Source organism: Microbacterium ginsengisoli (assembly GCF_000956535.1).
Taxonomy (GTDB): Bacteria; Actinomycetota; Actinomycetes; order Actinomycetales; family Microbacteriaceae; genus Microbacterium; species Microbacterium ginsengisoli.
Window position 1 is genome coordinate 1 of the sequence record NZ_JYIY01000043.1, and the last position, 14,464, is coordinate 14,464.

General features: G+C 69.0%; 14 protein-coding genes and 1 pseudogene. 12 read left to right on the plus strand and 3 right to left on the minus strand.

What is annotated here, in order from left to right:
• A pseudogene (locus RR49_RS01095) lies at positions 1-1,235 on the minus strand (transketolase); the annotation flags it as partial.
• A gap of 234 nt (positions 1,236-1,469) precedes the next feature.
• Between RR49_RS01095 and RR49_RS01100 the strand changes: the two are divergent.
• The 3 genes from RR49_RS01100 (at position 1,470) to RR49_RS01110 (ending at position 4,682) form a co-directional block, all read left to right on the plus strand.
• Positions 1,470-2,396 carry a heme o synthase gene (locus RR49_RS01100; protein WP_045245966.1) on the plus strand — a complete coding sequence of 309 codons (927 nt, stop codon included), beginning with the start codon at positions 1,470-1,472 and terminating at the stop codon, positions 2,394-2,396.
• A gap of 100 nt (positions 2,397-2,496) precedes the next feature.
• A complete protein-coding gene (locus RR49_RS01105; RefSeq protein WP_045245968.1) occupies positions 2,497-4,236 on the plus strand; it encodes an MFS transporter in 1,740 nt (579 codons plus the stop codon).
• Positions 4,233-4,682 (plus strand): MarR family winged helix-turn-helix transcriptional regulator, encoded by a 450-nt coding sequence (locus RR49_RS01110; RefSeq protein WP_045245970.1) that lies wholly within the window; start codon positions 4,233-4,235, stop codon positions 4,680-4,682. Before RR49_RS01105 ends, RR49_RS01110 begins: the two co-directional genes overlap by 4 nt.
• 1 nt (position 4,683) lies before the next feature.
• Here the strand turns inward: RR49_RS01110 and RR49_RS01115 are convergent, their stop codons facing one another.
• Together RR49_RS01115 and RR49_RS01120 are read right to left on the minus strand one after the other, a co-directional pair.
• Positions 4,684-5,094: a hypothetical protein gene (locus RR49_RS01115; protein WP_045245971.1), complete on the minus strand. Its 411-nt coding sequence runs from the start codon at positions 5,092-5,094 to the stop codon at positions 4,684-4,686.
• A 96-nt stretch (positions 5,095-5,190) separates the two neighbouring features.
• On the minus strand, positions 5,191-6,126 hold the full coding sequence (locus tag RR49_RS01120; protein WP_045245973.1) for a COX15/CtaA family protein: 936 nt from the start codon (positions 6,124-6,126) through the stop codon (positions 5,191-5,193).
• Between the two features lie 246 nt (positions 6,127-6,372).
• Here RR49_RS01120 and sufB point away from each other — a divergent pair, with 246 nt between their 5' ends.
• Genes sufB through RR49_RS01165 form a run of 9 tightly spaced genes read left to right on the plus strand, consistent with a single transcriptional unit; the run spans position 6,373 to position 14,380 of the window.
• Entirely contained in the window at positions 6,373-7,791 is a 1,419-nt protein-coding gene (sufB, locus tag RR49_RS01125; RefSeq protein ID WP_045245974.1) for a Fe-S cluster assembly protein SufB, read from the plus strand.
• The gene (gene sufD / locus RR49_RS01130; protein WP_045245976.1) at positions 7,791-8,963 is read left to right on the plus strand and encodes a Fe-S cluster assembly protein SufD; all 1,173 of its coding nucleotides are present in this window, start codon (positions 7,791-7,793) and stop codon (positions 8,961-8,963) included. The genes sufB and sufD overlap by 1 nt, the downstream gene beginning before the upstream one ends.
• Positions 8,960-9,289: a non-heme iron oxygenase ferredoxin subunit gene (locus RR49_RS01135; RefSeq protein ID WP_045245977.1), complete on the plus strand. Its 330-nt coding sequence runs from the start codon at positions 8,960-8,962 to the stop codon at positions 9,287-9,289. Before sufD ends, RR49_RS01135 begins: the two co-directional genes overlap by 4 nt.
• Positions 9,290-9,305: 16 nt before the next feature.
• A complete protein-coding gene (sufC, locus tag RR49_RS01140; RefSeq protein ID WP_045245979.1) occupies positions 9,306-10,076 on the plus strand; it encodes a Fe-S cluster assembly ATPase SufC in 771 nt (256 codons plus the stop codon).
• Between the two features lie 9 nt (positions 10,077-10,085).
• Positions 10,086-10,415, plus strand: coding sequence for a metal-sulfur cluster assembly factor (locus RR49_RS01145; RefSeq protein WP_045245981.1), 330 nt, complete (start codon positions 10,086-10,088; stop codon positions 10,413-10,415).
• A 44-nt stretch (positions 10,416-10,459) separates the two neighbouring features.
• Positions 10,460-11,620, plus strand: coding sequence for a MalY/PatB family protein (locus RR49_RS01150; protein ID WP_048809460.1), 1,161 nt, complete (start codon positions 10,460-10,462; stop codon positions 11,618-11,620).
• A gap of 41 nt (positions 11,621-11,661) precedes the next feature.
• Entirely contained in the window at positions 11,662-12,591 is a 930-nt protein-coding gene (locus RR49_RS01155; protein WP_045245983.1) for a siderophore-interacting protein, read from the plus strand.
• Positions 12,588-13,595: a FecCD family ABC transporter permease gene (locus tag RR49_RS01160; RefSeq protein ID WP_045245985.1), complete on the plus strand. Its 1,008-nt coding sequence runs from the start codon at positions 12,588-12,590 to the stop codon at positions 13,593-13,595. Before RR49_RS01155 ends, RR49_RS01160 begins: the two co-directional genes overlap by 4 nt.
• Positions 13,592-14,380, plus strand: a complete 789-nt coding sequence (locus tag RR49_RS01165) for an iron chelate uptake ABC transporter family permease subunit (RefSeq protein WP_048809462.1) — start codon at positions 13,592-13,594, stop codon at positions 14,378-14,380. Before RR49_RS01160 ends, RR49_RS01165 begins: the two co-directional genes overlap by 4 nt.
• Positions 14,381-14,464: the final 84 nt, after the last annotated feature.

The window sequence follows — 14,464 nt, forward strand, 5'->3', positions numbered from 1 at the left end:
TGTGGGGGAAGGAAGGGGGGGGCGGTGGTGATGGTGGTGAGGTTGGATTCGGCGAGGTCGGCGGATCCGCCCCAGAGTTCGGGGAGGTGGGGGGCGAGGGCGTTGATCACTTTCCCGGACGCGGCGCGGGTGGAGATCTCGGTGCCGGCCTCGAACACGGGCAGGGTGTCGGCGATGCCGGTGGGGAGGGTGCGGGCTTCGAGGCGGTCCAGGAGGGCTTTGCGGTCGGGGTTCGCTGTCGCCCAGGCGTCGAATTGTTCCTGCCAGGCGGTGTGGGCGTCGTGGCCGCGGGTGATGAGCTCACGGGTGTGGGTGAGCAGTTCCGGGGCGATCACGAAGGACTGGTCGGGGTCGTAGCCGAGGACCTTCTTCGTCGCGGCGAGTTCGGCCGCGCCGAGCGCGGAGCCGTGGATCTTGCCGGTGTTCTGCTTGCCGGGGGAGGGCCAGCCGATGATGGTGCGCAGGATGATCAGCGACGGGCGGGTCACATCACCCTTCGCGGCCTCGATCGCGGCGTGCAGCTCGGCGACGTCTTCGACGTACTGGCCGGTCTTCTTCCAGTCCACGACCTGCACCTGCCACCCGTACGCCTCGTACCGTTTCGCGACGTCTTCGGTGAACGCGACGTTGGTGTCGTCTTCGATGGAGATCTGGTTCGAGTCGTAGATCGCGATCAGGTTGCCCAGCTGCTGATGCCCGGCCAGCGACGACGCTTCCGCGGTCACGCCTTCCTGCAGGTCCCCGTCACCGGCGATCACGTAGATGTGGTGATCGAACGGGGACGTGCCCGCGGGCGCGTCCGGGTCGAACAGGCCCCGCTCGTAGCGGGCCGCGTACGCGAACCCGACCGCGGACGCCAACCCCTGACCCAGAGGGCCCGTCGTGATCTCCACACCCTTGGTGTGTCCGTACTCCGGGTGCCCGGGCGTCAACGACCCCCACGTCCGCAACGCTTCCAGGTCCGACAACTCCAACCCGAACCCGCCCAGGAACAACTGCACATACTGCGTCAACGACGAATGCCCCACCGACAGGATGAACCGGTCACGACCAATCCACGACGTGTCCGACGGGTCATGACGCAACACCCGCTGATACAGCAGATACGCGACCGGCGCCAGGCTCATCGCCGTCCCCGGATGACCGTTCCCGACCCTCTCCACCGCATCCGCCGCCAACACCCGCGCCGCATCCACCGCACGAGAATCGAGTTCGTCCCACTGCAAATCCGACACCGGACCGCCTTTCCGCATGTGTGAGGGTGCATCGCTCGGTGCTGATCTCGGGTCATCCGCGGAGCGGAACAGGGGAGATCGCGCCTGGGCGGACGCATGTGATTTCAGCATAGTCACGCGCACATGCCGGGGCTCGACTGTGACGGGCCGCGCCGGGGAGGCAACGGCGTCCGGGCGGACGGACAGGAGGCATGACGTAGAATCGACGAGGAATTTCCGGTGATAGCGGGGACGATGGACATCAGCACGACCACGGGGCGCGACGCGCGTCTCGACAGCCCGTCGCTGAGTCGCACCATCCGGGCATATGTCGCGCTCACCAAGCCGCGCGTGCTCGAGCTGCTGCTGGTCACCACGGTCCCTGTCATGATCCTCGCGCAGGGCGGCATCCCCGATCTCTGGCTCGTGCTCGCGACGGTCATCGGCGGATCGCTGAGCGCGGGGTCGGCGGCGGCCTTCAACATGTACCTCGACCGCGACATCGACGCGCACATGCAGCGCACCGAGAACCGGCCGCTGGTGACCGGAGAGGTCTCCGAGCGCGGCGCCCTCATCTTCGCTTGGACGCTGGCCGCGGTCTCGACGCTCTGGCTCGCGCTCACGACGAACCTGCTCGCGGCGGGGCTCTCCGCGGGAGCGATCTTCTTCTACGTGGTGATCTACACGATCCTGCTCAAGCGCCGCACCGAGCAGAACATCGTGTGGGGCGGCATCGCCGGCTGCTTCCCTGTACTGATCGGCTGGTCGTCCGTGACCGGCTCGCTCTCGTGGGCGCCGTTGATCCTGTTCGTGCTCGTCTTCCTCTGGACGCCGCCGCACTACTGGCCGCTGTCCATGAAGTACAAGGACCAGTACGACGACGTGGATGTGCCGATGCTCGGTGTCACCCGTTCGGGTTCCCAGGTGGGGCTTCAGGTGATCCTCTACGCGTGGGCGACGGTGGCGACATCCCTGTTGCTCATCCCCGTGGCGAACATGGGACTCGTCTACACGACATCGGCGCTCGTGTTCGGCGGCTGGTTCATCTACGAGTCGCACCGCCTCTACGGCCGCGCGGTGCGCGGCACCGAGCCGCGCCCGATGCGCGTCTTCCACGCGTCGATCACCTACCTGACGCTGCTTTTCGTCGCGATCGCGATCGACCCGCTGCTGCCGTTCTGACCCGCGGTCGTCCCTCTCTGCGGAGAGCGGGCTCTTTCGCAGGCGTATATTTAGTTCATATCAAGTAACTAAATTGCGCATCGCCCGAGCGAGGAGCCCCGTGACCGACCCCCGGAACCGTCCCGTCAAGACCAGCCTGTTCGACAGAGAGCACCCGCACTACAAGTGGCTCGCGCTGAGCAACACCACGCTCGGCATGCTGATGGCCACGATCAACGCCTCGATCGTCATCATCTCGCTGCCGGCGATCTTCGAGGGGATCGGTCTCAACCCGCTCGAGGCCGGCAACGTCAGCTACCTGCTCTGGATGCTGATGGGCTACATGCTCGTCAGCGCCGTGCTCGTGGTGACCTTCGGTCGCCTCGGCGACATGTACGGCCGCGTGCGCATCTACAACCTCGGCTTCGTCGTGTTCTCCGTGGCATCCATCGCCCTCTCGCTCGACCCGTTCTCGGGCGGCCCGGGAGCCACCTGGCTGATCCTCTGGCGGCTCGTGCAGGGCGTCGGCGGGGCGATGCTCTTCGCCAACTCCACCGCGATCCTCACCGACGCCTTCCCGGCGCACCGTCGAGGCATGGCGCTCGGTGTGAATCAGGTCGCGGCGATCGCCGGCAGCTTCATCGGTCTCATCATCGGCGGCCTCCTGGCCGTCATCGACTGGCGGGCCGTGTTCCTGGTGAGCGTGCCGATCGGCATCATCGGCACGATCTGGTCGTACGTGTCGCTCAAGGAGGTCGGCGCGCGCAACCCCGGCAAGCTCGACTGGCCCGGCAACATCACCTTCGCCCTCGGTCTCTCGGCGCTCCTCACCGCGATCACCTACGGCATCCAGCCCTACGGCGACAGCACGACAGGATGGACGAACCCCTGGGTGCTCGGTGGCATCGTCGGCGGCATCCTGCTGCTCGTGGCGTTCGTGTTCATCGAACTGCGCTCGTCGGCTCCGATGTTCGACATGCGCCTGTTCCGCATCCGTGCCTTCGCCATGGCGAACCTCGCGGGCCTCCTCGCCGCGATCGGACGCGGCGGCCTGCAGTTCATGCTGATCATCTGGCTGCAGGGCATCTGGCTGCCCCTGCACGGCTACGCCTACGCGGACACCCCGCTGTGGGCGGGCATCTACATGCTCCCGATCACGATCGGCTTCCTCATCGCGGGACCGATCTCGGGCACGCTCTCCGACCGCTTCGGTGCGCGCCTGTTCGCGACCGTGGGCCTCCTGATCGTCTCGGTCACCTTCGTGCTGCTCCTGCTCATCCCGGTGAACTTCGAGTACTGGCAGTTCGCGATCATCACCGGACTGTCCGGCCTCGGATCCGGGATGTTCGGCGCACCCAATCGCAGCGCGATCATGAACAGCGTGCCGGCGAGCGAGCGTGGAGCCGCATCCGGCATGGCCGGTACCGTGCTCAACGCCGGAACCTCGCTGTCGATCGGGCTGTTCTTCTCGCTGCTGATCGCAGGCCTCGCGACGAGCCTCCCCGATGCGATGAAGTCAGGTCTGACGGCGCACGGCGTGCCGGCTGACGCGGCCGCGCAGATCGCGCAGCTGCCGCCCGTCGGCAGCGTCTTCGCGGCGTTCCTCGGCTACAACCCGATCCAGACGCTGCTCGGGCCGACCGGTGTGCTCGACCATCTGCCGGCATCGGATGTCGCGGCGCTCACCGGCAACCAGTTCTTCCCGCAGCTCATCTCGGAGCCCTTCCATGATGGACTGGTCATCGTGTTCCTCGCCGCCGCCATCATGTCGTTGATCGGAGCGATCGCCTCCCTCGTGCGCGGTCGCCACTATGTACACGCCGCCACTGCGCCCGTGCCGGTCGTGAGCAGCGCGTCGTGACCGGCGGCGGCGTTCATCCCGGCGACGCCGAGCGTCTGTCCGTGGTCGTGGGGCGGATCAACCGGCGCATCCGAGCGAACGCCGACGGGCTGTCCTACGGGCTGACGTCGACGCTGTCGAGCATCGTGAGGCTGGGGGAGACGCGCGCATCCGACCTCGCGCGCATCGAGGTGGTGACCGCGCCGAGCATGACGAGGATCCTCGCCGACTTGGAGCAGCGCGGACTGATCGCCCGTCATGACGATCCTGACGATCGCCGCGCGACGGTCGTGATCCCGACCGATCTCGGCGTCGCGACCTTGCTGCGCGCACGCGCAGAGAGGGCCTCCCGCGTGGGGGAGGCCCTCTCCAAGCTCGGCGAGCGCGACCGTGAACGACTGGTCGATGCTCTCGACGCCCTCGAGCGCCTCGCGGTCCGTGTCGACGAGGCGGCTGCGGGGCTCTAGCTCACTTGCTGTCGGTCGTCTCCGGCGCGGCGGGCGCGACGGGCAGCTCGTCGGCGACGGGCTCGGTGGGCTCGGCCAGGGCCGGCTCGGCGCTGATCGGGTCGGTCACGCCTTCCGGCCAGACCGGCGCGGCAACGGGGACGATGGGGGCGGCGAACACGCGGGCGGCTGCGGCGAGCGCAAGCACCGCGACGAGGCCGACGAGGCCGGCGACGATGAACGCTGCGCCGAGGAGGACCCACGACTGGCCCGCGTACACCTCGATCCCGGTCGCGGTCTGGTTGCCGAGCGTCGTGGTCATGACGGTGATCTTGTCGATCACGAGCCAGACGCCGAAGCCGATGCTGAGGATGGAACCGAGCGTCAGCACCCAGTAGGCGATGCTGCGGGTGAGGCGCGGGCGGGGGGTCATCGGTGGGATCTCCTTCCGGTCGGCCGGGGTGGCCGAACCGCCTTCCCAGCCTTGTCGCCTGGCGCGGAGACCGCAAACTCTGCGGCTATGGATTCCCTAAGAAGCGGCGACCACCGTGCGCTTCAGGTTGAGCACGACGGCCGTCATCGCCGCCACGAGGGTCACCGCGAGCACCATGTGCACGTTCACGAGCGCGATGGGGAGCCCGGTGTTCGCCTGGATGAGACCGACCGCGATCTGCACGAGCTCGACGGCCAGCAGCAGCGACGTCCACAAGCGCAGGCGAAGAGCGGGCTCGGTGCGGAAGGAGCTCGCGACCAGCGCCACGGTCAACGCGAATGTGACGTAGGCCGGTATCGCGTGGATGTGCTGCAGCACCTCGGAGTCGAGGCCGTTGCGGATCGCATGCTCATCGCCGGCATGCGGGCCCGATCCGGTGACGAGGATGCCGACGATCACCGTCAACAGCACGAAACCGCTCGTCACGTGTGCGACCGCCGCGTACCAGGCCGGCACCGCGCGCACGCGGGGCCCCGGCACGGCGTAGACGCGCACGACGAGCGCCGCCGACAGGGCGACGAGCGGCACCGACGCGAAGAAGTGGAGGCCCACGACGTAGGGGTTCAACTGGGAGAGCACGGTGATGCCGCCGAGCACGGCCTGCAGCGGGATGTACATGCCGACGAGCAGCGACAGCCAGAAGAGGTCGCGGCGCTGCTTCCGGTAGCGCAGGGTCAGCACGAACGTCACGATCGCGATGATCGCCAGCACGAAGGTGAGGCTGCGGTTGCCGAACTCGATCAGGCCGTGGATCCCCATCTCGGGGGTCGCCACGAGCGAGTCCGCCGTGCACTTGGGCCAGGTGGGGCATCCGAGACCCGAACCGGTCAGCCGCACGAGGCCGCCCGTGCCCACGATCGAGATCTGCACGACCAGCGTCGCCCAGGCGGCGAGGATCATGCTGCGGCCGGGTCCCTCGGGCAGATAGGACAGCAGTGAGCGACGGCGCGCGACGGCGGGGTCTGCGGACATGGGCGGATGCCTCCACGGAGGCCGTCAGCGGCGCGACGGCGCGGTGCGCGCCACCCTCGGGGTGGGCGGAACCTGTAGGATCGGATGTGGGATGCGACGCATGCGCGTTCCGCATCACAGACAGTGTAGGCGCGCAGATTGTGCCTGCTGACCGGGCCCGGAAGCGGCATCCTCCCGTCACTCCGAACGGGGCGAAGGAATGCCGGAGCGCATGACAGCGCTGAGCCCCAGGAGGAGAGTGACGACATGTCAGATGTGCTGATCGACCGCCCCGAACTCGAGGGCATCGGTGTCTACGAGTTCGGCTGGCACGACCCGGATGCCGCGGGCGCGAGCGCCAAGCGAGGCCTCAGTGAGGCCGTCGTGCGCGACATCTCGGCGTTGAAGGCCGAGCCGGAGTGGATGCTGAAGACGCGTCTGAAGGGTCTGTCGCTGTTCGACCGCAAGCCGATGCCGACCTGGGGTGCCGACCTCAGCGCGATCGACTTCGAGAACATCAAGTATTTCGTGCGCTCGACCGAGAAGCAGGCGCAGTCGTGGGAGGACCTCCCCGAGGACATCCGCAACACGTACGAGCGCCTCGGCATCCCGGAGGCGGAGCGCTCGCGGCTCGTCGCCGGCGTCGCCGCGCAGTACGAGTCGGAGGTCGTCTACCACCAGATCCAGGAGGATCTGGAGCGTCAGGGCGTCATCTTCATGGACACCGACACCGCGCTGAAGGAGCACCCGGAGTTCTTCGAGGAGTACTTCGGCACCGTGATCCCCGCGGGCGACAACAAGTTCGCGGCGCTGAACACCGCGGTGTGGTCGGGTGGCTCGTTCGTGTACGTGCCGAAGGGCGTGCACGTGGAGATCCCCCTGCAGGCCTACTTCCGCATCAACACCGAGAACATGGGTCAGTTCGAGCGCACCCTGATCATTGCCGACGAAGACTCGTACGTGCACTACATCGAGGGCTGCACGGCGCCGATCTACCAGAGCGACTCGCTGCACTCGGCCGTGGTCGAGATCATCGTCAAGAAGAACGCCCGGGTGCGCTACACGACGATCCAGAACTGGTCGACGAACGTGTACAACCTCGTCACCAAGCGTGCGATCGCCCACGAGGGCGCGACGATGGAATGGGTCGACGGCAACATCGGCTCCAAGGTGACGATGAAGTATCCGTCTATCTACCTCATGGGCGAGCACGCCAAGGGTGAGACCCTCTCGGTCGCCTTCGCCGGTCCCGGTCAGCACCAGGACGCCGGCGCGAAGATGATCCACATGGCGCCGTACACCCAGTCCTCGATCGTCTCGAAGTCGATCGCCCGGGGCGGCGGTCGCGCGGGCTACCGCGGCGAGGTGCGAGTCGACCCGAACGCGCACCACAGCGCCAACACCGTGCGCTGCGACGCGCTGCTGGTCGACACCATCTCCCGCTCCGACACGTATCCGGCGATCGACATTCGGGTCGACGACGTGCAGCTCGGGCACGAGGCCACGGTGTCGAAGGTCAGCGAGGAGCAGCTCTTCTACCTCATGAGCCGCGGCCTTCCCGAGGACGAGGCGATGGCGATGATCGTGCGCGGCTTCATCGAGCCGATCGCACGGGAGCTGCCGATGGAGTACGCACTCGAACTCAACAAGCTCATCGAGATGGGCATGGAAGGATCCGTCGGCTGATGACGACAGCGACCGAGGCCCCCTCGCACGACGAGAAGGGCCACATCGACCCTGCCGCCGCCGTGGTGACCGCCGCGACCGTGCCGGTGCAGACCCGCTCCGAGCGATTCCGTTCGTTCGATCCCGAGGCTTTCGAGCGTCCGACCGGCCGCGAGGTGAACTGGAAGCACACCCCCGTCGCGCGTCTGGCCCGTCTGTTCGACGCGGCAGACCCGCAGACCGACGGGGTCACGGTGACCGTGTCGCCGACCACGGATGCCGCGGCATCCGCTCGGGGCGACGTGTTCCGGCCCGAGGACCTGCCGTCCGCGATCGCATGGGCACAGAGCCCCGAGGCCGTCTCGGTCGTCGTCGACGGGGAGCACGAGGTGCCCATCCGCGTCGACCTCGTCGGCACCGGCGGGCGGGCGACCGCGCACGTCGTGATCGAGGCGCGTCCGCACTCGCGTGCGACCGTGCTCCTCGACCACACGGGTACGGCGGAGTTCGCCGAGAACGTCGAGATCGTCGTGCGCGACGGCGCGGACCTCACCGTCGTCGCGCTCCACCGGTGGGCGGATGACGCGGTGCACGCGGCATCCCATCAAGCCCGGGTCGACCGCGACGCGCACCTGCGTCACATCGTCGTCAGCTTCGGCGGTGGCCTCGTGCGGGTGAACCCGAGCGTCGAGCTCGCCGGTGCCGGCGCGGTCGGAGAGCTCTACGGTCTCGCGTTCGCCGACGCCGGCCAGCACCTCGAGAGCCAGGTCTACCTGCACCACAAGGGCGGGCACACCTCGGGGGACGTGCTCTACAAGGCCGCCCTGCAAGGCGACACGGCGCGCACCGTATGGGTGGGCGACGTGCTCATCGGACCGGATGCCGTCGGCACCGACTCGTACGAGGCGAACCGCAACCTGGTGCTCACCTCCGGTGCGCGCGCCGACTCCATCCCGAATCTCGAGATCGAGACGGGTGACATCGTCGGTGCCGGCCACGCGAGTGCGACGGGCCGCTTCGACGAGGAGCAGCTGTTCTACCTGCAGGCTCGCGGCATCCCCGAGGCCGAGGCTCGACGCCTCGTCGTGATCGGCTTCCTGGCCGAGATCGTGCAGAAGATCGGCGTGCCCGACCTGGAGGAGCAGCTGACCGCCGCCATTGAGGCGGAGCTCGCGGGGGAGGACGCCCGATGACCGCGACCCGCGTGGCCGCCCTCAGCGCGCTCGAGCCCGACAGTGCGATCCGCGTCGAGATCGACGGCGTCGCGATCGCCGTCGTGCTCGACTCGAACGGCGTCGTGCACGCGATCGGCGACACGTGTACGCACGGCGACATCTCACTCGCCGACGGCTTCGTCGAGGGCGAGACCCTCGAGTGCTGGGCCCACGGCTCCGCGTTCTCGCTGTGCACCGGCAAGCCCCTCAACCTCCCCGCCTACGAGCCGGTGCCCGTCTACGAGGTCGTCATCGACGGTGACGACGTGCTCATCGACCCGGCCGTCACCAAAGACCTGAGCTGAAGAAGGAACATCCCCCATGTCTGTCCTGGAGATCCGCGACCTGCACGTAACGGTCGAGACCGACGAAGGCACCACGCCGATCCTGAACGGTGTGAGCCTCACGATCCGCAGCGGTGAGACGCACGCCATCATGGGCCCCAACGGCTCCGGCAAGTCCACGCTCGCGTACACGATCGCCGGCCACCCGAAGTACACGGTCACCGGCGGCTCGATCACGCTCGACGGCGCCGACGTGTTGGCGATGAGCGTCGACGAGCGCGCCCGCGCGGGGCTGTTCCTGGCGATGCAGTACCCGGTGGAGATCCCCGGTGTCACCGTCACGAACTTCCTGCGCACCGCGAAGACCGCCGTCGACGGCGAGGCGCCCTCGATCCGTACCTGGACCAAGGACGTCAAGGCCGCGATGTCGAACCTGCGCATGGACGCGAAGTTCGCACAGCGCAACGTCAACGAGGGCTTCTCGGGCGGCGAGAAGAAGCGCCACGAGATCCTGCAGCTCGAGCTGCTCAAGCCGGCGATCGCGGTGCTCGACGAGACCGACTCCGGACTCGACGTCGACGCGCTCAAGATCGTGTCGGAGGGCGTGAACCGTGCGAAGGAGGCCACCGGCCTCGGCGTTCTCCTGATCACGCACTACACGCGCATCCTGCGCTACATCCAGCCGGACTTCGTGCACGTGCTCGTCAAGGGGCGCGTCGCGGAGGAGGGCGGTCCCGAGCTCGCCGAGCGTCTCGAGAACGAGGGCTACGACCGCTTCCTCGAGCCCGCCGCAGGCGCGGAGGCCTAGGCTGTGTCCATGACCGCGACGCTGACCCCCGAGAAGTACGACGAGGTCACCGAGGCGCTCAAGGACGTCATGGACCCCGAACTCGGGATCAACGTCGTCGACCTCGGCCTCATCTACGATCTGGCCTGGGACGACGAGAACGACGCGCTCGTGATCCACATGACCCTCACCTCGGCGGGCTGCCCGCTCACCGACGTGCTCGAGGAACAGACCTCGCAGGCCCTCGACGGGGTCGTCGAGCGTTTCCGCATCAACTGGGTGTGGATGCCGCCGTGGGGCCCGGAACGCATCACCGACGACGGCCGCGACATGATGCGGGCGCTCGGTTTCGCGATCTGACGGCGCGATGCGGCATCCATAGCGGTGCTGGCTAGGCTCGAGCGGTGACCCTTCTGCCCCTCGAGGCTCTGCCCATCGACGTACTCCGCCAGCGGTCGAGTTCGAAGTGGCGCACGTATCCCGACGACGTGCTGCCCCTGTTCGTCGCCGAGACCGACTTCGCCCTCGCCCCCACTGTCTCGGCCGCGCTCGCGCGCGCGCTCGAGCTCGGCGACACCGGGTACACGCCGCCGGATCCGGGTGTGCGGGCCGCATTCGCGGGATTCGCCGAACGTCGATGGAACTGGGCGGTCGACCCGTCGGGTCTGCGCACGACCGGCGACGTGATGACGGGGGTCGTTGAGATCCTCCGAAAGGTCATCGCGCCCGGCGATCGCGTTGTCGTGATGCCGCCGGTCTATCCGCCGTTCTTCGAGATCGTCGCCGAGGCCGGCGGCACCGCGCAGCCGGTTCCGCTGCAGCGGGGTGCCGACGGCTGGGTGATCGACCTCGACGGCGTCGCCGATGCGCTGGCGGCCGGCGCCCGCGCGGTTCTGCTGTGCAATCCGCACAATCCGACCGGCACGGTTCACCCCGTCGACGTGCTTGCCAGCCTCGCCGAGCTGGCCGAGCGCTACGGCGCCGCGGTGGTCAGCGACGAGATCCATGGTCCGCTCGCGATGGCGCCCGTCGACTTCACCCCGTTCCTCTCGGCGTCCGCCGCCGCGGCGCGTGTCGGATATGCCGTCACGAGCGCAAGCAAGGCGTTCAATCTCGCCGGACTCAAGTGTGCGCAGATCGTCACGGCGGACCCGGCGACGACTGCGGTGATCCGCGATTTCCCGGTCGAGGTCGAGTGGCGCACCGGACACTGGGGGGCGATCGCCAACGTGGCGGCGTTCGACAGGGCGAGCGACGAGTGGCTCGATCGACTTCTCGTGACGCTCGATCGCAATCGACGTCTGGTGGCTGACGCACTGGCAGCACACCTGCCTGACGCTCGCTATCAGCTCCCACAGGCCGGGTATCTGGCCTGGATCGATGTCACGGCCTATGGCTGGGGAGACAATCCCGCCGTCGAGATCCGCCGTCGCGCGGGGGTGGCGCTGCACCAAGGCCCGCTGTTCGGCCCTCAGGGCATCGGCCACGTGCGCCTGAACTTCGGGTGCGCGCCCGAGGTGATCGAGGAGGCGATCGCGCGCGTCGGCGCGCTCGTGACGCGCTGACGAGTTTGCGCACCCTAGAGAGGTAAGGCTAACCTAACTGGGTGACCAGCTCGGTGGAGACCTCCGTCCGACCCGCCTACCGGCCCTACCGGGCGCAGGTGGTGGGCGTCGAACGACTCGGCCCCTCGTTCCGTCGCGTGCACTTCCACGGCGACGGGTTCGAGGACTTCGGCACCGCCGGACTCGACCAGCGCGTCAAGCTCCTGCTGCCGACCCCCGAGGCCCCGGGGACCGGCATCGCTGATGAGCCCCACGACGGGCTCTGGTACGCGCGCTGGCGGGCGATGCCCACCGCCGAGCGTCCGATCCTGCGCACGTACACGGTGCGGCGCATCCGCGAGGGTGTGCTGACCATCGACTTCGTCGTGCACCACGACGCCGGGCCCGCGGGCGCCTGGGCCGAGGCGGCCGATCTCGGCGACGAGATCGTCATCGTCGGCCCCGACGAACTCAGCTCCGACTCGCGCAGCGGCATCGACTGGCACCCCCGCGGCGCCCGCACCGTGCTGCTGGCCGGCGACGAGACGGCGGCGCCCGCGATCTGCTCGATCCTCGAATCGCTCCACGGCACGGATGTCGCGGCTACCGCGTTCATCGAGGTGCCGCACGCGGCCGACGCGCAGCACGTCGAACTCGCACCGGGTTCGACGCTCACCTGGCTCGCCCGCGACGAGGCCGAGCACGGCGAGACGCTCATCGACGCGGTGCGCGTCTGGTGCGCGGCATCCCGCCATCATCTCGACTCCGCTGCGGCCGCCGAGCGTCAGGAGCTGGCGGACATCGATGTTGACCGGGAACTGCTCTGGGATGCCCCGACAGGCGGCGTCGGCGACTTCTACGCATGGATGGCGGGGGAGTCCTCGGTCGTGAAGACCCTGCGTCGACTGCTCGTGCAGGATCACGGCGTCGACCGCTCCCGGGTCGCATTCATGGGCTACTGGCGAGCGGGGCAGTCGGAGCGTACGGAGTGACCCCCGGTCACAGAGGGCGCCGCACCGCGGTGCTCTGGACTGCGGCGTGCCTGACGCTCGTCGCCGTCGTCGTCGCGAGCCTCGCGATCGGCTCCCGTCCGATCGCGCCGAACGTCGTGTGGCAGGCCCTCACGGTGTTCGATCCGAGCAACCCCGACCACAGCGTCGTGGTGACCCAGCGGGTGCCGCGCACCGTCATCGGTCTCGCGGCGGGAGCGGCGCTGGGGCTCGCCGGCACGATGATGCAGGGCCTGACCCGCAATCCGCTCGCCGATCCCGGACTGCTCGGTGTGAACGCCGGGGCTTCCGTCGCCGTCCTGCTGGCGATCACCGTGCTCGGCGCCGCCACACCCGAGGCGTTCGTGTGGTTCGCGTTCGCGGGCGCCGCCGCCGCAGCCCTCCTCGTGGGAGCGGTCGCGGGCATCGCCGGCGCACAGCCCGCGCGGCTCGCGCTCACCGGCGCGGCCGTCACGGCGGCCCTCACCGCGATCGTGCTCGCCGTTCTCACCTCCAGCGCCACGACTCTCGCCGTCTACCGGTACTGGACCGTCGGAGGTCTCACCGCGCGCGGTCTCGACGCAGTCGCCCTCGTCGCCGTACCGCTCGTCATCGGCGCCGTGATCGCGCTCGGCGTCGCCCGCGGACTCGATCTGCTCGCCCTCGGCGACGACGTCGCGGCCGGCCTCGGCCACTCCGCCACCCGCACCCGGATTCTCGGCGTCGTCGCGAGCGTGCTCCTGTGCGGCGGCGCGACCGCCATCGCGGGCCCGATCGTCTTCCTCGGACTCGCGGTGCCCCACCTCCTGCGCCCGCTCCGCGGCGGCTCGTACAGCCGCCTCATGCCCCTCGCGATCCCCGTCGGTGCCGCCCTCCTCGTGAGCGCCGACGTCGTCGGGCGTCTGATCGCCCCTCCCGGCGAGGTGCAGGCGGGAGTGGTCGTCGCCTTCCTCGGTGCTCCGCTGCTGATGCTGCTCGTGCTGCGACGCCGGCTGGTGACCGTATGACCGCGCTCGCCGCCTCGCTGGCGGCCGTCGACCGAGTGCGTCGCGGCCTGCGCCGACGCGCGCTCCTGGTCGCCGCCGCGATGACCATCGTGCTGCTCGTCGCGGCGACCCTCGCGCTCGGCCTCGGCGACTACCCGATGGACCCCTGGCAGGTGCTGCGCACCCTCGTCGGAGGCGGGACCCGCATCGAGAGCTACATCGTGTGGGAGACCCGGATGCCGCGCTTCGCGATGGCCGTCGTGGCCGGGGGCGCTCTCGCCCTCGCCGGGGCGCTCCTCCAGGGGCTGCTGCGCAACCCGCTCGCGAGCCCCGACCTGCTCGGGATCAGCGGCGGCGCGAGCGTCGCCGCCGTGGTCGGACTCCTCGTGTTCGGCATCGGCGGGCCGCTGCTCGCCGTGGTCGCGTTCGGCGGGGGAGCCGCGGTGGCGGTGCTGCTGCTCGTGGCCGCGGCGCGGCGCGGACAGAGCGGCTTCCGCATCATCCTCGCGGGCATCGGCGTCTCGTTCCTGTGCGCCTGCGTGATCGACTACCTGCTGACCCGGTCGAAGATCGAGCAGGCGCAGGCGGCGTACGTGTGGCTCGCGGGAAGCCTGAATGCGACGCCCTGGTGGCAGGTCGCCACGGTCGCCGCCGTCGTCGTCGTCACGCTTCCGGCGGTGCTGCTCGCGGCACGCGACCTGCCCGTGCTCGCCCTCGGACCCGACGCGGCGTCGGGGCTCGGCGTGCGGCTCGGGTTCGTGCGCCTAGGCCGTGTTGATCAAGAGGTTTCGCTCCCGGCTGGGTGAGTCTTAAGCGGTGACGCGACAGGAGATCTCTGACGAGGTGTGGGCCGTGATGGAGCCGTTGATGCCGACGGCGTCCGGGAGGTC